The organism is Candidatus Omnitrophota bacterium, from assembly GCA_028716245.1.
Lineage (GTDB): Bacteria > Omnitrophota > Gorgyraeia > Gygaellales > Profunditerraquicolaceae > UBA6249.
The window spans coordinates 170,795-192,495 of sequence record JAQUQW010000002.1 but is presented as its reverse complement, the minus strand read 5'-3'; the positions used below and the strand labels follow the sequence as shown (position 1 = coordinate 192,495).

At 44.3% G+C, this 21,701-nt stretch carries 20 protein-coding genes; 2 read left to right on the top strand and 18 right to left on the bottom strand.

Going from position 1 to position 21,701, the window contains the following annotated elements; all coding sequences use genetic code 11:
* Positions 1 to 3 precede the first annotated feature (3 nt).
* A complete protein-coding gene (locus PHG87_04425) occupies positions 4 to 1,224 on the top strand; it encodes a DegT/DnrJ/EryC1/StrS family aminotransferase (GenBank protein ID MDD5477433.1) in 1,221 nt (406 codons plus the stop codon).
* Positions 1,225 to 1,234: 10 nt separating this feature from the next.
* A complete protein-coding gene (locus PHG87_04420; GenBank protein ID MDD5477432.1) occupies positions 1,235 to 2,107 on the top strand; it encodes an alpha/beta hydrolase in 873 nt (290 codons plus the stop codon).
* Here PHG87_04420 and PHG87_04415 read toward each other — a convergent pair.
* From PHG87_04415 to PHG87_04330, 18 genes are all read right to left on the bottom strand, one after another.
* On the bottom strand, positions 2,104 to 3,033 hold the full coding sequence (locus tag PHG87_04415; GenBank protein ID MDD5477431.1) for a hypothetical protein: 930 nt from the start codon (positions 3,031 to 3,033) through the stop codon (positions 2,104 to 2,106). The genes PHG87_04420 and PHG87_04415 overlap by 4 nt on opposite strands.
* A 9-nt stretch (positions 3,034 to 3,042) precedes the next feature.
* Complete coding sequence (locus PHG87_04410; protein MDD5477430.1) at positions 3,043 to 4,458, bottom strand: aspartate aminotransferase family protein; 1,416 nt, start codon at positions 4,456 to 4,458, stop codon at positions 3,043 to 3,045.
* Positions 4,455 to 5,129 carry an MtnX-like HAD-IB family phosphatase gene (locus PHG87_04405; protein MDD5477429.1) on the bottom strand — a complete coding sequence of 225 codons (675 nt, stop codon included), beginning with the start codon at positions 5,127 to 5,129 and terminating at the stop codon, positions 4,455 to 4,457. The genes PHG87_04410 and PHG87_04405 overlap by 4 nt, the downstream gene beginning before the upstream one ends.
* Positions 5,130 to 5,304: 175 nt before the next feature.
* Entirely contained in the window at positions 5,305 to 6,378 is a 1,074-nt protein-coding gene (gene amrS / locus PHG87_04400) for an AmmeMemoRadiSam system radical SAM enzyme (protein ID MDD5477428.1), read from the bottom strand.
* Entirely contained in the window at positions 6,375 to 7,355 is a 981-nt protein-coding gene (locus PHG87_04395) for a tRNA 4-thiouridine(8) synthase ThiI (protein MDD5477427.1), read from the bottom strand. The genes amrS and PHG87_04395 overlap by 4 nt, the downstream gene beginning before the upstream one ends.
* Positions 7,356 to 7,377: 22 nt before the next feature.
* Positions 7,378 to 8,118, bottom strand: a complete 741-nt coding sequence (locus PHG87_04390; GenBank protein ID MDD5477426.1) for a ZIP family metal transporter — start codon at positions 8,116 to 8,118, stop codon at positions 7,378 to 7,380.
* A gap of 143 nt (positions 8,119 to 8,261) precedes the next feature.
* Complete coding sequence (locus PHG87_04385) at positions 8,262 to 8,912, bottom strand: CsgG/HfaB family protein (GenBank protein ID MDD5477425.1); 651 nt, start codon at positions 8,910 to 8,912, stop codon at positions 8,262 to 8,264.
* A 46-nt stretch (positions 8,913 to 8,958) separates the two neighbouring features.
* Positions 8,959 to 9,612, bottom strand: coding sequence for an HAD family hydrolase (locus PHG87_04380; protein MDD5477424.1), 654 nt, complete (start codon positions 9,610 to 9,612; stop codon positions 8,959 to 8,961).
* Positions 9,613 to 9,705: 93 nt separating this feature from the next.
* Complete coding sequence (locus PHG87_04375; GenBank protein ID MDD5477423.1) at positions 9,706 to 10,251, bottom strand: hypothetical protein; 546 nt, start codon at positions 10,249 to 10,251, stop codon at positions 9,706 to 9,708.
* Between the two features lie 183 nt (positions 10,252 to 10,434).
* Positions 10,435 to 11,796, bottom strand: a complete 1,362-nt coding sequence (locus PHG87_04370) for an SLC13 family permease (protein MDD5477422.1) — start codon at positions 11,794 to 11,796, stop codon at positions 10,435 to 10,437.
* A 32-nt stretch (positions 11,797 to 11,828) separates the two neighbouring features.
* Positions 11,829 to 12,053, bottom strand: coding sequence for a hypothetical protein (locus PHG87_04365; protein ID MDD5477421.1), 225 nt, complete (start codon positions 12,051 to 12,053; stop codon positions 11,829 to 11,831).
* Positions 12,054 to 12,066: 13 nt separating this feature from the next.
* Entirely contained in the window at positions 12,067 to 12,978 is a 912-nt protein-coding gene (locus tag PHG87_04360; protein ID MDD5477420.1) for a lysophospholipid acyltransferase family protein, read from the bottom strand.
* A gap of 43 nt (positions 12,979 to 13,021) precedes the next feature.
* Positions 13,022 to 13,507 carry an adenosine-specific kinase gene (locus PHG87_04355; GenBank protein MDD5477419.1) on the bottom strand — a complete coding sequence of 162 codons (486 nt, stop codon included), beginning with the start codon at positions 13,505 to 13,507 and terminating at the stop codon, positions 13,022 to 13,024.
* 55 nt (positions 13,508 to 13,562) lie between these two features.
* Positions 13,563 to 14,969: a PIG-L family deacetylase gene (locus PHG87_04350; GenBank protein MDD5477418.1), complete on the bottom strand. Its 1,407-nt coding sequence runs from the start codon at positions 14,967 to 14,969 to the stop codon at positions 13,563 to 13,565.
* The gene (gene lnt, locus PHG87_04345) at positions 14,959 to 16,455 is read right to left on the bottom strand and encodes an apolipoprotein N-acyltransferase (GenBank protein ID MDD5477417.1); all 1,497 of its coding nucleotides are present in this window, start codon (positions 16,453 to 16,455) and stop codon (positions 14,959 to 14,961) included. The genes PHG87_04350 and lnt overlap by 11 nt, the downstream gene beginning before the upstream one ends.
* Positions 16,452 to 19,382: a preprotein translocase subunit SecA gene (gene secA / locus PHG87_04340; GenBank protein MDD5477416.1), complete on the bottom strand. Its 2,931-nt coding sequence runs from the start codon at positions 19,380 to 19,382 to the stop codon at positions 16,452 to 16,454. The genes lnt and secA overlap by 4 nt, the downstream gene beginning before the upstream one ends.
* Before the next feature lie 6 nt (positions 19,383 to 19,388).
* Positions 19,389 to 20,487, bottom strand: a protein-coding gene (gene prfB / locus PHG87_04335) for a peptide chain release factor 2 (GenBank protein ID MDD5477415.1) whose coding sequence is annotated in 2 segments (ribosomal slippage) — positions 19,389 to 20,426 and positions 20,428 to 20,487 — 1,098 coding nt in all. Because the reading frame shifts where the segments join, the coding sequence is not laid out codon by codon here.
* 120 nt (positions 20,488 to 20,607) lie between these two features.
* A complete protein-coding gene (locus tag PHG87_04330) occupies positions 20,608 to 21,681 on the bottom strand; it encodes a PilT/PilU family type 4a pilus ATPase (GenBank protein MDD5477414.1) in 1,074 nt (357 codons plus the stop codon).
* Between the last annotated feature and the right edge of the window lie 20 nt (positions 21,682 to 21,701).

Below are 21,701 nucleotides of genomic sequence, written 5' to 3'. Positions count from 1 at the left end.
AATTTGAGCCTCATACGCGAAATACCGCCAACCGCCGGTTGGCCGCTTACAATCAAAAGCTTAATCTTCTCCTCTTTTAAAAAACACCCCAAAGGATTGTTGGAAGAAGACTTTAAAAGCTACCTTGGAGCACCAAGGGCCCTGCTTACCTATTCAGGGACCGCCGCGTTTTACTTAATCCTGGAAAGTTTAAAAAAACTTTCCGGTAAAAAAACTGTAATTATTCCGGCTTTTATTTGCCCGTTAATACCCTTAGCAATTAAAAGGGCCAGCCTTAAGATAAAGGCCTGCGATACAAATGCGTTTAATTTCGATTTTGATATAGATAAACTTAAGAGTATCTGCGAGGAGAACAACGATGTTTTGGCGATATTAGCCGTGCATCTGGGAGGCCTGCCGATAGATTTTGACGCATTAAAAAAAATCGCCCAAGCCAAAAATTCTTTTATTATCGAAGACTGCGCGCAGAGTTTGGGCGCGCAATATCATGGTAAAAAAACCGGCTCTTTAGGAGATTTTTCGTTCTTTAGCCTCTGCCGGGGAAAAGGGCTGAGTATTTATGAAGGCGGCGTAGCCGCAGCCAACCGGCCGGAATACGCGCGGATTTTAAAAGAAACCTCCGGAGAGATTATGAAAAAGGATATGCCGTCTGAATGCTTAAAAGTCGCCGAACTCTTTGCTTACAGTATTTTTTACCGGCCGAGCTTATTCTGGTTTGCCTTCAGGCTTCCGCAGATATTCTGGCAGATACGCAATGATCCCATAAGGGCAATGGGCGAATATTTTAATCTTGATTTTCCCGTGCATAGGGTTTCTGCTTTCAGGGAATATATCGGACATCTTAATTTTCCTCACTTAAACGAAAAAATTAACGCGCAGCGGGAAAAAGTAGAAATTTATTTAAAAGGGTTGGTTGATCTTCCGGGGGTTAAGCCTATTATTGAACTGCCGCAAACAAAAGCAAGCTATCCATACCTGGCCCTTATTTTTAATAACCGGCAAAAAAGAGACCTGGCCCTGCATACTTTCAGGAATTCCGGGCTGGGAATATCCCAGGTATATTTGTACGCAATCACAGATTATGCCTATCTAAAAGATATCATCCCGGCTGCGGATTGCCCAAATAGCCGCATCCTGGCAGAGAAAACAATGACCTTAAGCACAAGCAGCTTTTTGAAAGAAACTGACCTGAAAAATATAATCAAGAAAGTTAAAAAAAATTAAGAAAGGAAATATGGTAATTTTTTCACTAAAAGAAGACCGGCGTTTAATTACAAATATACCCGATAGCAGTTTTTTTCTTCCGGGAGATAAGAATCTTTGTTTCCTGATTCATGGGCTTACCGGCACAGCCAAAGAAATGGGATCAATTGCCCAGCATCTAAATAAAAAGGGATTTTCCGTAGCCGCCCCGCTGATGGCCAATCACGATAAATCGATCTCCTGCCTTAAGCGGACCTCCTGGCAGGAGCTTTATGGCTCTGTGCGCAATGAATTTATTAAATACGCCGATGATTATGAAAATATCTTTGTCGCCGGGCTATCCTTCGGCGCGTTAATCGGGATCATGCTTGCGCATGAATTTCCTAAAAAAGTAAAAGCGCTAAACTGTTTCTCTCCCACCCTATTCTTTGACGGATGGAGCAAGGGTAGCAAACCTAAATCCAGAATTTTTCTGCCCTTGGTTTATAGAACCCCGTTTAAATATTGGTTTTATTTCAAAGAAGAATACCCTTACGGGATAAAAAATGAACGCTTGAGGAAAAAAATAGAAAGTTTCTATAAAGGAGCTAAACTCTTTGATTACAGCAAGGTCCACCTTTACGGTTATCCGGTAATCCCAATTGCCTGCATGTATCAAAATTACCTGCTTTCAAAAGAAGTAATATCAATACTTAAAAACATAACAACTCCGATCCAGCTGATGCAGGCCAGGGATGATGATGTGACCAGCCCCAAAAACTCTTACTACATCCGTGACCACGTAAGCTCCCGGGAAAAAGAAATATTCTTTCTGGAAAATTCTTACCACATTATCACCGCGGATCAGGAAAGAGACAAGGTCGCCGAACAAACAGCGGTTTTTTTTGAAAAACACAAAGCTTAAGAAAATACCTCAGCAAGGATGGCCAGGTTGGTTTGTTCATTCAGCGAAGAGATCAAATCAGCTGGGTAATTTTTGGCAGCAACTTCTCTGGGGTGATCCAGTTTTGAAATAATCGCCTTTACTTTGTTTAAAATCACCGGAACAGAATAGTCGCCGGCCACATCTAAACCGATTAGATCCAAATTCTCCCGCATAAGCTTAAGCATGGTCAAGAGTTGGTCTAAACGCAAAAAACCCTCTTCCCAGTTGGTCAAGGCAAAATCCTTTTTTAGGCAGTCCTTGTCGACTGAGATATAAACCTTCCGCGCCGGCAGGCGCTTGATCAATTCCAGAGTAAAGACGGCTAAATCTTCCTGCTCCAATTGGTGCCAGATGATTTTATTCGAGAAAATACCTTTTTGAACGGTGATTGAGCGGTTTGGCGCAACGCGCCTGAAATAAACCCTGCTCGGTTCGTGCCGGTAAGGATAAATCTCCAGGCGATTCCCAGCCAGGCCGCCAAGGTTGGCTGTCTGTAACGCGGGACTGGATAAATCAGCGGAACAAGCGCCGATAAGTATGCATTTAGAAATATTTTTGTTTTTTAGCGCCGCACTTACCCATGAGCCGCAGGCAAAACGCGGCGGAAAAATATCCCAGTCCGGATGGAAATCAAACACGATTAAACAGGCGGGTTCATCGATTTGGCTGATTAATATTTCGCTGATATGGTGAAAATCACCCGAACCCAGAAAGGTGGGGTATTTTTTCTCTCGCGGGGAAAAAAGATCCAGGATTTTTTGGCGCAGGCCTCTTGAGAAATAAAGCCTGGCTGAAGAAGAGAAACTAGTAAAATCAATAATTTCTGCCGGATAGCGGCTAAGGAGTTTGAGCTGGGTAATAACGCTGTTATCGAAATTCAAAACGCGGATGCGTTTATCCAGCATAGTAAATTCTTATGATTTCTTAAGCGCCCTGTTTAACGCCTCTTCAAAAAGCTCCACACCCAGGTCGATCTCTTCTTCGGTAATATAAAATGACGGGGCAATGGTAAAGACATTTTTATAATAGCCCCCGACATCCAGAATCAGCCCCCGGCGTTTTCCCCTGACATTCAAGGATCCGCTTAATCCCAGATTTACGATCTTGTCGGTCAGCTCCTTATTCGGGGTATAGCCGTCCTTCTCGCATATCTCTACCCTCAAAGCCAGGCCGATCCCATCCACATCGCCGATCTGCGGATATTTTTTCTGCAACTTCTTTAATTGGGCGATAAAATAGCGGCCTTTTTTGGGAACCGAGGTAGAAAAATCGGATTCCTCGATCAATTTCATCACTTCTAAGCCCGCGGCTGTGCCCAGAGGATTGGACGAAAATGTGGCATGGGTTGAACCCGGGGGGAAAACATCCGGTGAAATAAGCTCCTCTTTGGCCCAGACTCCGCTGATCGGATTTAATCCGTTGGTCAGCGCCTTGCCAAAAACAATTATATCCGGAGTAATATTAAAATGCTCGATCGCCCAGAACTTGCCCGTGCGGAAAAAACCCATCTGGATCTCATCGTCGACAAAAAGGATCCCGTAACGGTCCAGGATGTTTTTTAATCCCGCATAATATTCCTGGGGCGGGACAATATAACCACCGGTGCCCTGGATTGGTTCGGCGTAAAAAGCGGCAAATTCACATTTGTTATTCTTCTTGTTTACGACCGAATAATACTCGGTTTCAAAAAGCCTCTCAAATTGCTTGAGGCAATATAAATCGCAAAAATCCCTTTTTTTATCATACGGGCACCGGAAACAATAAGGATAAGGCACGAACATCGCCCGGTCGCCGAAATGGCCAAAACGCTCCCGGTACCTAAAGCTTGAGGTAATCGCCGAAGCCGCTAATGTCCGGCCGTGATAACCGCCCATAAAAGCGAAAACCAGGCTCCTGCCGGTATGATTGCGCACCAGTTTCAACGAATCTTCCAAGGCGCTTGAACCTCCGACATTAAAATGGATCCTCCCTTTTTCTTCAAAGGTGCGCTGGTTCTTCTGCGCTAATTTCGCAGCCAACAGGATCTTCTCTTCGTGCAGATACTGACAGGCCAATTGCGGTAAGGTATCAATCTGTTTTTTTAAAGCTTCATTCAGGCGCGGATTTCTATAGCCGAAATTAACCGCCGAATACCACATCTGTAAGTCTAAATACTCTGTGCCCTGGCGGTCATAAAGATAGCTGCCTTGGGCGCTCTTAAATATATCGAGCTTTTCGGCATAATGCACCGTATCCCCCCATGAACAGTATTTTGCCTCAAGATCCAGGAGCTCGTCATGGGTAAAAGTTTTCTTATTTTTAGCTGTTTTGGTCAATTGTTTTGGGCTCATATTAGCTTCCTTTTTAAATAAATAAGCACGTCTCTTAGGTTATTAAAAGCCAGGTGATCTAGTTTACTTTCTTTAAGATGCCTGAGCAGATGGTCCTTGGCAAAGACAACCTGTGCGTATTTTGCCGGGCAGGCATCGGATTCACCGTCGCCGACATAAATTATTGTGGAATCTTTGGGTGCTTTTGCCAGAAGGTTTTTTGTCTTACAATGCGCGCAGATCTGGCAATCTTTATTCTTAAAGGGATAATCCGTGATTACTTTACCCTTAGAGAAACGCAATTTATTAGCGTAAACTTTAAGCTTGTTTATCCGGTTGATCTTTAAAACCCGGTTGATTATGTAGTCGTAGTTATCGCTTAAAATAAAGGCTTTAATTTTTTTAGCCTGCAAAAACTTATAAACCTGCTTAAAATAAGGATCCAGTTTTATCTTAGGCAGATAGGCATCCAGCGTCTTATTACTTAAATCCATGCCCCGAAGCTGGCCCTCCAGGCAGGTCTTTGAGCCGATCCTGCCGCTTTTCCACCTTTTTTCCAGCTCCACCCAGCGGTCATCTTTGGAAAAAAGTAAGAGCATGTTATCAAAAACATCACAGGTGGCGATGGTATTATCAAAATCAAAAAAAACAATACACTTTTTAGGGTTAAGTTGGTTATTTTTATCTACCATATGAATTTATAAAAACATACCCCTATTGTTTTATAGGGGCAATTGTAAGTTAGCTTAACTTTGTAACTTATTTTAAACCTAGCGCTTAAAGCTGTCAATACTAATCTTGAGCACCTTTAAGGTTTGATCTGGCGAAATCCTTGATCCAACGCTAGCGAGTCCAAGGATCTAGAGCCTAAACCAACCCGGGCGAGAATACTCCAGGCAAGGCTGCCTGGCAAAATACGCATTTATTCCCTGTAAGATGGGATGCGGTTATATCAAACCCTTCTCTCTTAATAAGGACTCTTTGGCATCGACCACAAGAGGTATCCTGGCCCCAACCATAGACATTTCCGGCATATACATAACCTAACCCGCAGTTTTTACCCAAATCATAGGCCAGTTTAAGGGCGTGTTCAGGGGTGTTGGGATAAGAAATAAACTTATAATCCGCATGAAAAGCAGAAATATGCCAGGGGATATCCTTACTTATTCCAGCGATAAATTTCGCGATCCCGGATAATTCTTCCGGAGAATCATTTTCACCGGGGATCACCAAAGTCGTAATCTCAACCCAGACTCCGGCAGCATGTAAGCGCCGGATAGAATCTAAAACCGGCGCAAGTTTTGCGGCGCAAATCTTCTGGTAAGAGCTTTCCTTGTAAAACTTTAAATCCACATTAGCGGCGTCTAAATAAGGCTTGAGCAAAGAAATTGCCTGAAGGCTCATATAACCATTAGTAACAAATATATTCGCCAGCCCCGCTTTTTTAGCCAATATCGCTGCCTCTAAAGCAAACTCAAAATAAATCGTTGGCTCGGTATAAGTATAAGCTATGCTTTTACAATTATTCTGCTTAGCCAGTTTTACAACCTTATCGGCGCTAAAATCTTCTCCCGGATACTGCTTAAGAAAATCAAGCACATTTAATCTTTTATCCAGCGCAGTCCCTGTAAGCGTAAGCGAACGGGGACCAAGCTGGGAAATCTGCCAATTCTGGCAAAAGCCGCAACGGAAATTACACCCGGCGCTGGCAATAGAAAAAGTTGTTGTGCCGGGAAGAAAATGGTACAGCGGTTTTTTCTCAACCGGATCTACATTTACCGCTACCAGCTTGCCATAATTATGCGAATAAAGGATCCCCTCGATATTCTGCCTTACTCCGCAAAAACCAAATTTACCTTCCGGGATTTTACAGCTATGCGCGCAGAGCTGACAATGCACGCTTAGGCCGTCTAACCGGGTATAAAGCAAAGCTTCTTTCATATTAATAAATGCGCAAACCTGCTTTTGGGCAGACAAACTGTCTTATGTATATCATCTTTGGCTATAGGAACCTGGCGATAAAGCACCGCTATTTCTTTTAAATCAACAGCATCAGTATAAGCAGAAGTTATCTCTGAAGCTAAAAAAGTTAAATCCGGAGTAATTAAGCCCCGGGCTAATGAAGTAGGCCCGGCTAAATCCTTTTGCGGGCCGAATAAATAATCACCCGGCTTGGCTAAGCGCATAAGCAGGTTATTTTCATCTTCATCTCTGCCGACAACAAGCCGGGCATTATTCCCTATACGAAAATGCCTGCCCACCTTTAAAAGCGCCAGGTTATCCAGGTCCAATTCTTTATGCGCAAGAAGTTCTCCCAGCCTTCGGCAAAAACAAGGATCAGTCAATAAACATCCTCCGGCAGGTGTTGAATATTTTAGAAACCCCAAATTTTTAGCCAATTGCATCTGCGCGCTGCGCCGGCGGCCGTTAAAATTAAGAAGCTTTTCTCTTTTGACCCAACCTTCTTTTTCCGCTAAGCTTGGCGGAAAAAACTGCGCCGATAGCGGGCGCAGCAATAAATCATCAAGCCCGCTTTGCAGCTTAATCAACTTCAAGGCCTGTTTATTCTGGGACATCGGGCGCTGCCCAAGCACTTCGCCGGTAATGATGAATTTGGCTCCCAGCCCGCTCATCAGCTCTTTGGCTTTGCTGAACATAAGGATCTTACAATCGATACAAGGGTTCATGTTCGCGCCAAAGCCATAACGCGGTTCTTCAATGAGCTTAAGAAACTCTTGGCTTAAGTCAACTTCGATTATTTCTATGCCAATATCGGGAAAAACCTTTCTTATGTTTAATTTGCAAAAAGGGATTTTAAAATGTATCCCGATAACCTCCAAACCCTGGTCCTGAATGAGCTTTGCCGCCAGGAGGCTGTCCAAACCTCCGGAAACCAAAGCTAATGCTTTTATTTTCACAGTAATATTTAAAATAGTTTAGCTAGTCTGACAGGAAAGTTTTCGCAATTGCCATAAATACGATACCCAGTAAAAAAGAGATGAACGCCAAAGTAGCCTGCCTTTGATTGTTCTCCTTATGCACCTCCGGAATAAGATCCGACATGGCAATATAAATAAAACCGCCCGCAGTCAAAGGCATAATAAAATGGGAGAAACCATGCGCAAAATCAGAAATAAAATAACCCGTTACCGCTCCTAATATTGCCATGAGCGCCGAGATAAAATTATAAAGCAAAGCCCGCTTGCGGCTAAAACCTCCGTAAATAAGCACGCCGAAATTACCCAATTCCTTGGGGATCTCATGAAAAATAATGGCCAGGGTGGTTGCCACCCCCAATTTAATCGAAATAATGAAACTCGCGGCGATGGCAATACCGTCGATAAAATTATGGAACGCCTCTCCAAAAAGGTTCAGGTAGGTAAAAGCGTGGATATGGCAATCTTTATCATGGCAATGCCTCCAATGGAGGTATCTTTCCATCAGGAAAAATAAAATTATCCCCAAAATGAGGCAGTAAAAAACAAATATGCTGCTTGATGTTTGAATTGCTTCCGGAAGGATGTGCAAAAAGGCGCTGCCGATGAGGGCTCCGGCGGAAAAACCAATCAGGCAGAAAATAATCTTATGCAGCAAATTATCCTTTAGCGCCAGGGTAAGAATCCCCACTAAGGATATAAGGCTGACTAAGGACGTGCTGGCTAAGATCCAGAATAAGACCATATACAGGAATTTAACCTAAATTAGGTTTTCTGCCTTTATTAGCTTTCTTGGAACGCCAGTTAAGTTTTCCCCTGCGTTTTCTCTTTCCCATATCTACTACACCTTAATTTTTGCCCAAAAGGGCACACCCGCGCAATACCTTATTAGCGCGGGGTGTTATAATAACTTAATGGTACGTTTTGGGCGATATAACGGCCTGCCTCAATCAAGCAATCATGGATAACCTTACCCATAGGCTTACCGGCATATTCGCTTAAACCTGCCTTAAAAACCTTATCGCGGGGAGTTTTTGTTTTCTTCCCGGGATTTTCCACCGCCTGGCTCTGGATGTCCCGGCTGCTTAGCACCGTTGAACTGACCCGGTCAATAATGCGCAAACTCAATTGCATATTTGCTTTGTTTAAAACCTCCCCCAACAGGCCTCCCATAAAACTACTGGCGCTGCTTCCACCTCCGGCTAAACCGGATTTTCCGCCTGAGCTCTCCGGTATAAACTCAATAACTCCAACGGTGATGATTAAATCCGCCTCTTGCGGGACAACGACCACAAAACGCTTGGTAGTATTTAAAATACTGATTAAATATTCTTTCAGAGCCAAACCGGCCTGCGCGTCTATCCCGGAGGTTTTTAATTCAAAATCGTTAAGTGCGATTTTAGCGTGGGCTCCGGTGTATGGGCTAAGAGGCTGGCCCATCAAAGACTTATCTAATACAGAATGCGCCTTGGTTGAAAAACACCCTGCCAGAAATAACAACGTAACCGCGCATCCAAGTAATTGCAAACTTTTCTTCATGCTTATTTTTATAATATTACCGATTAACCCGACTGTCAAGGGAAACCTAATGAATACTGCGTTTTAATATCCCGGCAACCTTGCCAATTGAAGGAATGACTCTGAATGGCTTCTCTCTCTTGATCTCAAGGTTACTGCTGGAACCACCAGTAACGATTATTGTCTTAACCTTGGCGCGCCGGCCCGCCTGCGCATCAATGGCCATATCTCCTACATATAAAACCTGTGATTTTTTAAAAGGAAAACGCTTAATTATTTTATTTAATATTTCCGGATTAGGCTTGCCGTATTTTAATTTATCGGCACAAAGCACATAATCAAATAAATCTATCAGCCGCAGATGCCTTAACAAAATAAGGGAAAATTCGGTCGGCCGATTACTGGCTACTGCCAATTTATAGCCTTCTGCTTTAAGCTGGCGCAAAAGAGACCCGGCATAAGGATAAAGATGCGCCTGCTTAAGCAGGCTATGTTTATGGTGTTTACGGTATAGGCCCAAAGCCCGCTTTAAATCCCTCTCTGGAACATACGGTTTAAGTAAATTCAGGTCCCCCCAGCCCACAGAGCGCCGGATGGTATCTGCTCTTTGCGGTTTTAATCCCAATCTGGCCAGCACATAATTAAAGCTGCTGTTTATCGCCGCATAAGCATCCACCAGGGTGCCGTCTAAGTCAAAAATAATCAGTTTTATATTTTGCATAATAAAATTAAATTTTGTAACACAAAATTTAGGCAGGGTTTTTAAGGCCCTGCCTATTTTAACTGCGGAGAGATTCCTATTGCTACTGGATAATTACTGGGCTTGGCCGGCTGCCGGTGCTGCCTCTGCCGGTGCTGGCGCATTTGCTACTACTGCTGGCGCAGATGACCCGCTGGATGCTTCTGCTGGCTGGGCTGCTGGCTGGGTACTTTCCGCAGCCGGCGCAGGAGCAGCGGGCGAAGAATCCGGTTTCTCAAAATTGATATTCTTGGCGATATTCTTACCGTCGGGGCCAACCGTATAATCTATACTTAAAGTATCGTTTATTTTTATCTCATCGAAACTTTTAATATTTTCAAAAGTCGTCTTTTCATCAACGCTTAAAACGAGCTCCTTCTCCTGATCAGTCTCATAATCCAGGTACTTTAAGGTAAGCGTTTTTGCCTGCGCATCTAAATTTGTTACCTCTCCCCAAGCCCACTGCATCTCATTTTCACTTCTTGGCGCAGCCTGTTGCTCAACCGCAGCTGCCGCAGAACCCGCCGGAGCCGCCGCAGGCTCCTCGGCAAAGGCAATCAGCGTTGTGACCATAATTAAAATAATAAAACCGGACAAAAACGCAAATTTTTTGAAATTCATCTTAGCCTCCTTTAAATGAGCAGACGACTTACGGAGTACAACGACCTAAATCGTAGGCCTTCAGGCCGTCTGCGAATTTATCCCGAGCTTGCGCAGAAAATTTCATAGGAATTTTCAAGCGTTTAAGCGAGAGAGTATACCTTATTAGATATCAAATTATCACAGATTTTTCTGTTTGTCAAGCTATCTATAAAATGGCAAAAAGACCAGCGCTGCCATAACAATCAAAGTGGTGGCCAGACCCACCAACAGTCCAATCCAAAACCAGGTAAGGAAACTTATCTTGATCCGTTTTTCCTTTTCAACAATACCGATGGCCACGATATTTGCGGTAGAGCCGACAAGAGTAATATTGCCCCCCAGGCAGCCGCCAAAAAGTAAAGCCCACCATAACGGCTGTAGGTTCATATTCAAACTTTGGAACCCCTGCACCACCGGGATAAAAGCTGCCACCAAAACCACGTTATCCAGGATGCTTGAGCCGATTGTGCTTACCCAAAGCATGGAAGAAATTAAAAAGTTCAAATTATTCCCGGTTGCCTCCAGCATATGCTTGGCGATAAAGACAGTCGCCCCGGTATACTTTAATGTCCCTGCCTGCACGAATAAGAGCAGGAAAAAAAGCAAGGTCCACCATTCCACGTCTTTTTCAATGAACTTCCTGGCCCGTTGATGCTTCCAGATCATTACGGCGCCGCTGGCAACCAAAGGCACAACCAACAAAACAGTATTTGGCGGCAGGCCCCAGGCTATCTCCAGACGATGGTGCAGGGATATAAAAATAAGCATTACCCCAAATATCCACAAACTTATCTTTAGGCTTTTCTCCGCAGGTACGGAAATCAGCCGGATTAATATCTCATTAGCCCCTAATTTTTTCATCTGCTCGTTAAGAAATTTGATGGATTTTCTGTACCAAAACAGGGAAATGAAAATAGCAGCCAGTAAACAAATTATGGCCAGCGGAAAAGCCTTGATGATAAAATCTTCAAATGTCAAGCCGGACTTAGAAGCAATCAGGATACCGATAGGATTCCCTAAAACCGTTGCCGCCGAACCAATATTGGTAGACAAAACGGAGATTATAATAAACGGGACAGGATCAGCCTCAAAATAATCGCAGACCTCCAGAATAGCCGCGACGATGAAAATAATGGAGATTACTTCGGATACCGCGCAGGCAAGCAAAAACGAAATGAGGGCGATAAAAAGGGTGAATTTCCTACCGGTCAATTTATGTATGCGTAAGATAAGGCTGACGATCCAGGTGAAAACTCCGGAGTCTTTAAGCAACCCGATAATCACCATCATCCCCACCAGAAAAAGGATGACCTCAAGCGATGAGAATTCGATAACATGCTCCAAATCGATGGTCTTGGTCATCAACAATACGGATGTGCCGATAAAAGCAAAACTGAGGCGGAAATCCCAGAAGAAAAGAGTGCCTAATATTGAGGCGGAGAATATGCCTATGGAAAGAGCCTGATGCGCGTTCATCCCGGAAAAACTGGCGCAGGCGCCGAGGGAGAAGGCTAACAGAAACAAAGAAATCAGCTTAAAAACCTGGCTTTTTATTTTTACTCCTTAGCTATGGCTAAAGTAATTACGCCGGCTAAAAGCAGGAATAAACCCACTCCGCCTTTAATAATCGTAAGAAGATCCGGCCAAAATTTATAAATTGCCAATCCCCCTAAAACTAAAAATACCAAACCTAAAATAACCTTAAGCAGCGTAGAAAACATTTTTTTAGGATCACAACATTTCTCCTCTGTACCACAGCATTTTTTCTCTTCCTGTGCCATCAGAACACCTCCTTTAACTGGGCTTACTCTTCCATCTGCGGTGGATCCAACCCCACTCCGCAGGATATCTGCGTATATAAGACTCGATAATATCGGTGAGCCTCTGAATATTTATCAAGACGGTATCCTGGGAGCCCTTGCCCTCTTTTAATTCCAATTCCGCTTCAAAAATTATCTTGTGCTTATCACCAGGCTGCCTGAGGATAAAACACGGAATAAGCGCAGCTTTTGTCCTCTGCGCAAAAATTACCGGGCCGGTAGCCGTTGCCGCTTTTTCTCCGAAAAAATTCACGAACACCCCTCCGGTCCCAAAATTCTGGTCAATCGGGATAAAAACCAATTCATTATTGCGCAAAGCGGCAATGGTATTATTTACGCATTCATTACGCGGCTGGCTGTAAATTGTCTTCACGCCAAACTTGTCCCTTTTCTCCAGAAAAATCTTCTCCACTTTGGCATCGCGCATCGGCCGCATAATTCCGCCGGCTTTGTATCCCTCCAGCGCCAGCCTTCCTAAAAGAAGCGGAAAATTACCAAAATGCGCGCTGACTAAAATCGCGCCGCGGCCGTTAGCTAATGCTTTATCTAAATTTTGGCGGCCCTGAATTTCTACCAGTTCTCTTAAAGCCTGGGGCTTGTCAAAAAGGAACATCAGCTCAACGGCGCTTTTAGCCATATAGATAAAACAATTTCTGGCTATTTCTTCAATTTCCCGGCGGGATTTTTCCCTGCCAAAGGCAATGCTCAAGCTGTCCAAAGCGATCTTTTTTTGTTTTTTCGCAAAAAAATAAGCCAAAACAGCAATGTTTTTGGCAAAAGCATAGAGGCAGCCGGCAGGAATAACCCTAACAATCAAAGAACATATATTTAATCCCAGCCATGCCGCAAAACGGCCGGCGCTTTTACGAACTTTTTTAGTATCCATTAATTTAGTCAGATTATAGCAAACTGCTTTTAAATTTCAATAGCTATAGTTTATAGCCAATTTTACGCAGCAGATCCTTGCGCCAGGCGACATCCGAATCATTCTCTGCACCCTTAGGGCTTAGGCCGTCAATTACCCCCAATATCCCCCGGCCGCTTTGGCTCTCTGCGACAATTACTTCCACAGGGTTAGCAGTGGCGCAATATATATTACATACTTCCGGGGTATTTTTTATGGCATTTAAAACATTGATCGGATAGGCATCTTTTAAGAAAATAATAAAGCTGTGCCCGCTGGCAAGCTCCAGCGCATTTTTACAAGCTAACTCTTTAAGGGCAGGATCATTGCCTTCGCACCTTATTTTACATGCTCCGGAAGCTTCGGTAAATGCCAAGCCGAATTTTATTCCCGGGACGCTATTAACTAAAGCTTCATAAAGGTCCTCTACTATTTTGATAAAATGTCCCTGCCCGAGAATAAAATTCAGATCAAGAGGCTTATCTATTTTTACTATCTTTAGCTCTAACATACGCCCTCCTTGGCCACAAGGCTATACCCGCGTAATTCCTTATAAGTGCGGGGTGCTATTTAATCTTTATCTTACGGTAACCTATAGCGTTAACGGATAGATTACCATGGTAAACCTTAAGCGATGTAAGCAGGTAATCCGGTTCCCCTAGAAGTTTAAGCGGAACTCTTAAAATTAAATAGTTTTTACCAAGATTCAAGATAACCCCGGAATTGACAACTTTATCTTCGGCGCTGAATACCTTGAATTTCTTACCCGCAGTAATAATCCGAATTTTAGGCATCCGGGCAAAGGCGGTATTCTTGGCGTATCCAAAGATATAAAGCATTACCCCAAACCTGCTGCTAAGCTGTTTAGGCGTATCTACGCGGAGAATAAAATTATTATTTTCCTGCGCGTAGCTCACCAGCCCCCGATCTTCGGCCGCATCGGATTCTTCGGAATCTTGCGCGGGCTGCGTCATTCCAAATGTTTTTAGAGTATCCGGATAAGCGACGGGCTTATCTTTTGATCTTGCTCTTGGGGTCAGCTCTAAAAACGGATAATCACCAAAGAGCTCATTTTTCCTGGCAAAAGATAATAAATAAAAAGCGCTGGATTGCGTCTGGCTTTTATAAAAAAGGATTGCCTGATATTTTTTATCCAGTTCCTTAAGACTCAAATCCAAGCGTTGCCAATTAATCTTGGAGCCGATGAATTTATGCGGCGGATACAGTTCTAGTTCCGGATGATAATAACTCGGCTTGGGCCAGCCCAGACAATGCACCAGATATGGATAAACTCTAGGCTTAAGGATCTTAGTCTCTAAATCGCTCAAAGCAACCTGGAGAAACAGATATAATGCTTTATGATCCACGTTAACATCGGCTGGATGCGAAACAAATATTTTATCCGGTTTGTAATCTAAAATCTGGCTGACCAGGTCGTTTAAAATACTTTCTCCGTAATATGGCGCCCCGTAAGAAGGATTGTTTTTGTAGGGAACATAGGATATGCGGGTCAGGCGATCACGAAACGGCCGCTGGCTGCGCCAATAATTGCAAAAGATTTCAAAGGTGCCAAAATCAGGGTATCCCAAAAAAACAAGGTCATTTTCAGAAAGTCCTAAAGATTTCATCGCTTTAATTGCTTCTTTCTGGCGCACCTGCCCCATGTGGATAAACTCACCCTGGCGGACGGTTATTCTTTTTTCATAGACGATAAACGCCAGCTCATTATGATCACCGTTGGTCAAGTAAGCCACTTTCACCTTGGCTCCGGCTGCAAGCGCCTTTTGGATAACCCCGGCGCAAGCAATTGCTTCATCATCGGGATGCGGAGCTAAAATTAAAACCCGCTCATTTTTTTTAAACGGCCCTAATTCCGACAGGCTGTTCCAGCGGTTTAAATCCGGTTTTTTAACCGCAGTACAGCCGCCAAGCGACAAGAGCAGCAAAAAAATCAAAAATTTTCTATTGCGCATGGTTATATTTTAGCATCTTATAAATTCGTGGTTGAGAAAATACCATAATCAAACACTCAAGCAGCAGGCAAAAAATAATGAAGACATCTCCGTAACGGCTGTAAAAAGTGCGCTTAGCCGGTATTAAATAAATATCCTGGCTGCTGTAACCTTTTACAAAAATTTCGCGGCCATGGGCATCCCCCACTAGTGATAAAATTCTGCCGCAGGGATCAATGAACCCGGAGATACCGGTATTGGCTGCCCGGGCCAGATAGACATGGTTCTCAACTGCCCTAAAAACCGAAGCGGCAAAATGCTGGTAAGGAGCGCTGCCCTCTTTATACCAGGCGTCGTTGGTAATATTCACTAAAAATCTTGCGCCTCTTTTTATAAACTGGCGGGATAACTCGGGAAACAGATCCTCAAAACAAATGAGCACGCCAAAATCAGCCGGCTGGCTAAATATAGTGTAATCCCTTCCGGGCTCGATGTCCCCGATAGGGGCAATCGTCTCCAAAAATGGGAAAATATTTTTAAACGGCACATATTCTCCAAACGGCACCAAATGGAGCTTATTATAAATTGCTATCGGCTCACCCGAATTATCAATAAATAGGGCGCTATTAAAATAACTCTGCCCAAAACGCGAAACCGCCCCGGTTAATAAATTGATTTTTAGCCGGCTGGCTAAAGAAAAAACCTGCTTGAATTCGGCATCATCCTGGCCCCAAAGCCCCGGCACAGATGCCTCAGGCCAGATAACCAGGTCCGGCTTATCCTGAGCAGCTGCGGCCGTCAATTCCTTATAATTATTTAAGATAAAATCAACCGCCTGTTTATTCCATTTTAAATATTGGGGGATATTGCCCTGGACTACGGAAATCTTTAACCGCCTTCCCTTGCCGGCTAAATCAGGCTTATAACTTAATTTATAAAATCCGTAGGCCAAAGATAAAAACAGTATTGCCGCGCAGATTAAAAAAACCTTTACTCTTGATTGTTTACGTAAAATTAGATAGAGCGCGACGTTAACTAAGACCACCAAAAAACTGACTCCCCAGGCCCCGGTAACATCGGCAATTTGGATAACCGGCAAAATTTTGTATTGTGAAAATCCGGTGAGCGACCAGGGAAATCCGGTAAATAAATGGCTGCGGATATATTCCAATAATACCCAGGATGCGGGCATAAAAAACAGGCGGCCAGCCGGTGAAAAAGAACGGGAGAAATAAAAAACACCGCCAAAAATAGCCGGATAAACAGCCAGATAGAGAATTAAAACTATCTGGCCGGCTAAAGTGACATGGATAAGCCAGTATATTGTCAGGCTCCAGAAAACAATTCCGCACAGATAAGCAGCAATAAATGACTGGCGCAGGGATTTATTTTCCAGCGCCACAAAAAGAGGAATAAAACCGCACCAGCCAAATAACCAAAGATTAAAACTGGAGAAGGAAAGCGACAACAGGACTGCGGCTAAGACAGCCAGGATCACAGCACTCATTTTCCGCAACATTTTTTATATTTCTTAGACGAACCGCAAGGACAGGGGTCATTACGGCCTACCTTAGGTTGATGGGATTGAACAGGTTTAGCTGCCTGCTTCTGCGGCATGACGGCTAATTCCGGAGCACTTTCCTCCTGAAAAGAAGCCTGGAATTTATCTGCCTCTGGATGAGAAAGCTCTTTAGGTAAAGAACTAAAAACACCGTGAAACCTGTCCGGTTTGGCCGGCTGTAATTTAAAAATAGTCTGCACCGCGTCTTCTTCGATCGCCCCGATCATCTGGCTAAACATTCCGAAGGCTTCCCGCTTATACTCGATTAAAGGGTCCCTTTGCCCATAGGCGCGCAAACCAATGCCCTCGCGCAGGCTATCCATGGCATAAAGATGGTCCTTCCATTTGCTATCGATAATCTGCAGGAAGACCATGCGTTCTAAATTACGCAGCAGCTGCGGTTCAATCGCCTTCTCTTTGTTTTCATAAGCTTCAAGTATCTTTTGGGTTAATTTATCTTTCAATTCTTCGCTACCCTGGTTCACAAATACCTGCGCGTCTAACTCCAGGCCAAAATTTAAAACTATCGAGTTAACCAAACCGGTTATATCCACTCCAGAGGAATCCCCCTGATCGTAAATTTTTAGATAATCATCCACTAACCTGGGAATAATTTCAATAATATTTTCTTTCAGAGAAAAACCTTCCAGGATCTGCAGGCGCTGGCCGTAAATAATCTCCCTTTGCTTATTCATTACGTTATCATACTCTAAGAGCTGCTTCCTGATTTCAAAGTTATGCTGTTCAACCCGGCGCTGGGCGATCTCAATGGAGCCGCTGACCCAGGGGTGTTCGATAACCTGGCCTTCCTCAAGGCCCAATTTATCCATCAACCCGATAATCCTGTCTGAGCCGAACAGGCGCATAAGGTCATCCTTCAACGATACATAAAAACGCGAAGAACCCGGATCCCCCTGGCGGCCGCTGCGGCCGCGCAACTGGTTATCAATCCGCCTGGCCTCATGGCGCTCTGTACCCAAAACATGCAACCCGCCTAATTCCACTACTTTATTATGTTCAATAGCGGATTCGGACTTATAACGCTCGAGTATCTTCTTATATTCGCTATGATAATTTGGATCCTGGGGATCTAATTTCTCTTTGGCCACATTTTTGGCAATAAATTCAGGGTTGCCTCCTAAAAGTATGTCCGTGCCGCGTCCGGCCATATTGGTGGCAATCGTTACGGCTTTATAGCTGCCGGCCTGGGCGATAATCTGGGCTTCCATTTCATGGTATTTGGCATTTAATACCTGGTGCGGAATCCCCCGGCGCTTGAGCATTTCAGAAAGCCTCTCGGATTTATCGATAGTAATCGTACCGACTAATACGGGCTTGCCTAAATTGTACAGCTCGGCAATCTCATCGACTACAGCGTTAAATTTTTCTTTTTCAGTTTTATAAATACGGTCGGAATAGTTCTTGCGCGCTAAAACCTTGTTGGTGGGCAAAACAACCACGTCCAATTGATAAATGCTTTTAAATTCACTGGCTTCGGTAAAAGCAGTGCCGGTCATCCCCGCTAATTTCTCATACATGCGGAAATAATTCTGAAAAGTTATCGTGGCTAAAGTCTGGTTCTCCCGCTCAATCTTTAAGCCTTCTTTAGACTCAACCGCCTGATGCAGCCCGTCTGACCAGCGCCGGCCGGGCATCAGGCGCCCCGTAAATTCATCGACGATAATTACCTGGCCGTCCTTAATTACATAATCCACATCGCGCTCAAAGAATTCTTTTGCCCGCAAAGCCTGGATCGTATGGTGCCGGTATTCAATTGTTTCTAAAGCATGCAGGGAATCTAGCCCCCAGAGTTTGGAGGCCTTGATCTCTCCTGCTTCAGTCAGGGCCACGGTCTGGGCCTTCTCATCGGCGACATAATCAAATCCTTTGCCCAGGTCGATCCCTTTATATTTTGCGTCGATCTCGTCTTTTTCCGTAACCCGGCGGCCATCTAATTGCTCGACTATTTTTTTGGCAGTGTAATATTTTTCCGTGGACTCCTCCGCCGGGCCTGAAATAATCAACGGGGTGCGCGCCTCATCAACTAATATCGAATCAACCTCATCCACGATCGCGTAATAGAAAGGCCTCTGCACCAGCTCCTGGATAGAATATTTCATATTATCGCGCAGATAATCAAAACCAAATTCATTGTTGGTGCCATAAGTTATATCGCAGGCATAAGCGGCCTTTCTTTCTTCATCGCTCATATCATGCTGGATAGTGCCTACGGATAAACCCAAGAATTCATAAATCGGACCCATCCACTCGCGGTCGCGCCGGGCAAGATAATCATTGACGGTAACCACATGCACCCCTTTACCTAATAAAGCATTGAGATAGGCCGCCAAGGTAGCCACCAAAGTCTTTCCTTCTCCGGTAGACATCTCGGCGATCCGGCCTTCGTGCAGGATAATCCCTCCGGCAATCTGCACGTCAAAATGCCTCAGGCCGATTGTGCGCTTGGAGGCTTCCCTGACCACGGCAAAAGCCTCAGGCAATATATCGGCAAAGATCTTGTTACGGCTGTTCTTTAACTTTTCTTTTAATTTTTCCTTCTCTTCGGGGATAGCCACCTTGAGCATGGACTGATGCCAATCTTCCAGCTCCCGGGAAAATTGTGCGGATTTAATTTTTAAATGTTCTTTAAATTCATTGGACTTGGCGGCCAAGGCCGCATCGCTAAGCGCGCTTATCTTAGGCTCCAAAGAATTCACCAAATTAACCAGCCTGGCTACTTCAACCATCTTATTCATCGAAGGGCTGGGCATCTCAGAATGCAAAGTTATATTTAAATTAGGGAACCTGCTGGCAATAGCATTCTGTTTATTTTGCAGAATAATTTTTTTAATTAAACCTAACACCTTAAACACCTCAAGCTACTTATTGGCACTATATTTAAGAAAAGCCTCGATAAATTCATCCAGGCCGCCGTCTAAAACTTTCTGACTATCTCCGGTTTCAAACTCCGTGCGGTGGTCTTTAACCAAATTATAAGGATGCAAAACATAAGAGCGGATCTGGCTGCCCCACTCAATTTTCTTTTTATCCGCATCCTGCTGTTTTAATTCTTCCTGCTTCTTCGCCTGTTGGGCTTCATAAATACGGGCCTTAAGTATTTTTAAGGCCGTCTGTTTATTTTGAAACTGCGAACGCTCATTCTGGCACTGCGCCACGATCCCGGTCGGTATATGGGTAATCCTCACCGCTGAATCCGTGGTGTTGACGCTTTGGCCTCCGGCCCCCTTGGACCGGTAAACATCGATACGCAGGTCTTTCTCCTCGATTTTTATATCCAGCTCTTCCTCTATTTCCGGGATCACATCTACGGAAGCAAAAGAGGTGTGCCTGCGTTTATTAGCGTCAAAAGGCGAAATGCGCACTAACCGGTGCACCCCGCGCTCTGCCTTTAAATAACCAAAGGCATACGGGCCTTCGATTAAAATAGTTATATTTTTAATCCCCGCTTCTTCTCCGGCAAGAATATCAATTGTCTTTACGCTGTAGCCATGCCTTTCCGCAAAACGGCTGTACATCCTAAAGAGCATCCCTGCCCAATCGCAGGATTCCGTGCCCCCGGCTCCGGCATTGATACTTAAGATTGTGCTATTCTTATCCAGCCTGCCGCCTAAAAGCACCTGGAATTCCAATTTATCGATTATCGACGCAAGGGCCGTGGCATTGCTGGTTAAATCTAAAACCAGATCCTGATCATTTTCTTTAAGCAAGGGAATAAGTTCGGCCAACTCCTGGTATTTTTTATTGGCTAACTCCCATGGCTCAACCGTGGCTTTAAGATCCTTTAATTCCCTGACTATCCTGGTAGACTGTTCGGTGTTGTTCCAGAATCCTTCAGAAGACATCTGGCCGGATAAAATATCTATCCGCTTTTTTTTGTCGGCAACGTCAAAGATAACCTCGTAGGTTCTCAATCCTTACTCCGATTTCACTAAGCTTACTTTTAATTTCTTCTAGCATAATTATCTCCTTGCCCGCAAGGGGCACACCCGCGCAATACCTTATAAGCGCGGGGTGTCTTAGACCCCATTTCCCGATTAGCTTCGAAACAGTTTCCAAGCTGAAGAGGAAACTGTTTTATTAAGATTTCTTGATCCCCTTGTAAGCCAGCATAAATTCTTCGCGGCTATCCGCAGCAAGCGCGGCATCCTCTGGACTTATTTTACCTTCGTGCACTAATTTAACCAAGGACTGGGTAAATGACTGCATGCCGAATACCGCTCCATCGTCGATAAAATCGGGGATCTCCCAAATCTTCCCTTCGCGGATCAAGCGGCTGATCGTGGGAGTCAAAAGCATAATCTCATAAGCGGGGACTCTTCCGATACCGTGTTTGGCCGGCACCAGGCGCAATGAAATTACCCCTTTGAGCAGCGAGGCTAATTGATTCCTTACCTCCTGATGCTGATGTGGAGGAAAAAAGTTAATCAATCTCTCCACGGACTGAGAAGCATTAATCGTGTGCAAAGTACTCAAGACCAAAACTCCGGTCTCCGCAGCAGCTATAGCGCTAGAGACGGTTTCATAATCGCGGATATTGCCGATAAACATCACATCCGGGCTCTGCAAGGTAAAGGCGCGCAGGGCGGTAGAATAAGTTGTAACATCGACCCCCAGTTCCCGCTGGTTTATAATTGACTGTTTATCTTCGAAAGTAAATTCAATCGGCTCCTCGGCAGTTAAGATGTGCTTTTTGGAGTTATTATTGATATATTCGATCATGCTGGCAATCGTGGTGGACTTGCCGCTGCCCATACTTCCGGTCATAAGCACAAGGCCGCGGGTTTCCATTGAGAGTTTTTTAAATATTTCAGCAGGAAGGTTCAGCTCTTCGAATGTAGATATAGTGTTATGCACATTTCGAATAACAATTGAAGGCCAATTTCTTTGCGTAAATATACTTATCCGGAAACGGCGGCCGAATTCCTCCAGGTATACTGCAAAATCCACATCCAGGTAGTTTCTAAAAACTTCCAACTGCTTGGTATTGGCCAGTTGTTCAGTGGCAAACATAACCTCTTCTACGCTTAAAACCCTGGTATCCATAGAAACGATCTTGCCGTCAATGCGCAGACGAGGAGTGCCTCCGGCCCGGTAAAAAAGATCCGAGGCATTCCTGTCCACCATCTCTCGCATTAATTTCTTGATATCCATTTTTCCTCCTGCCCACAAGG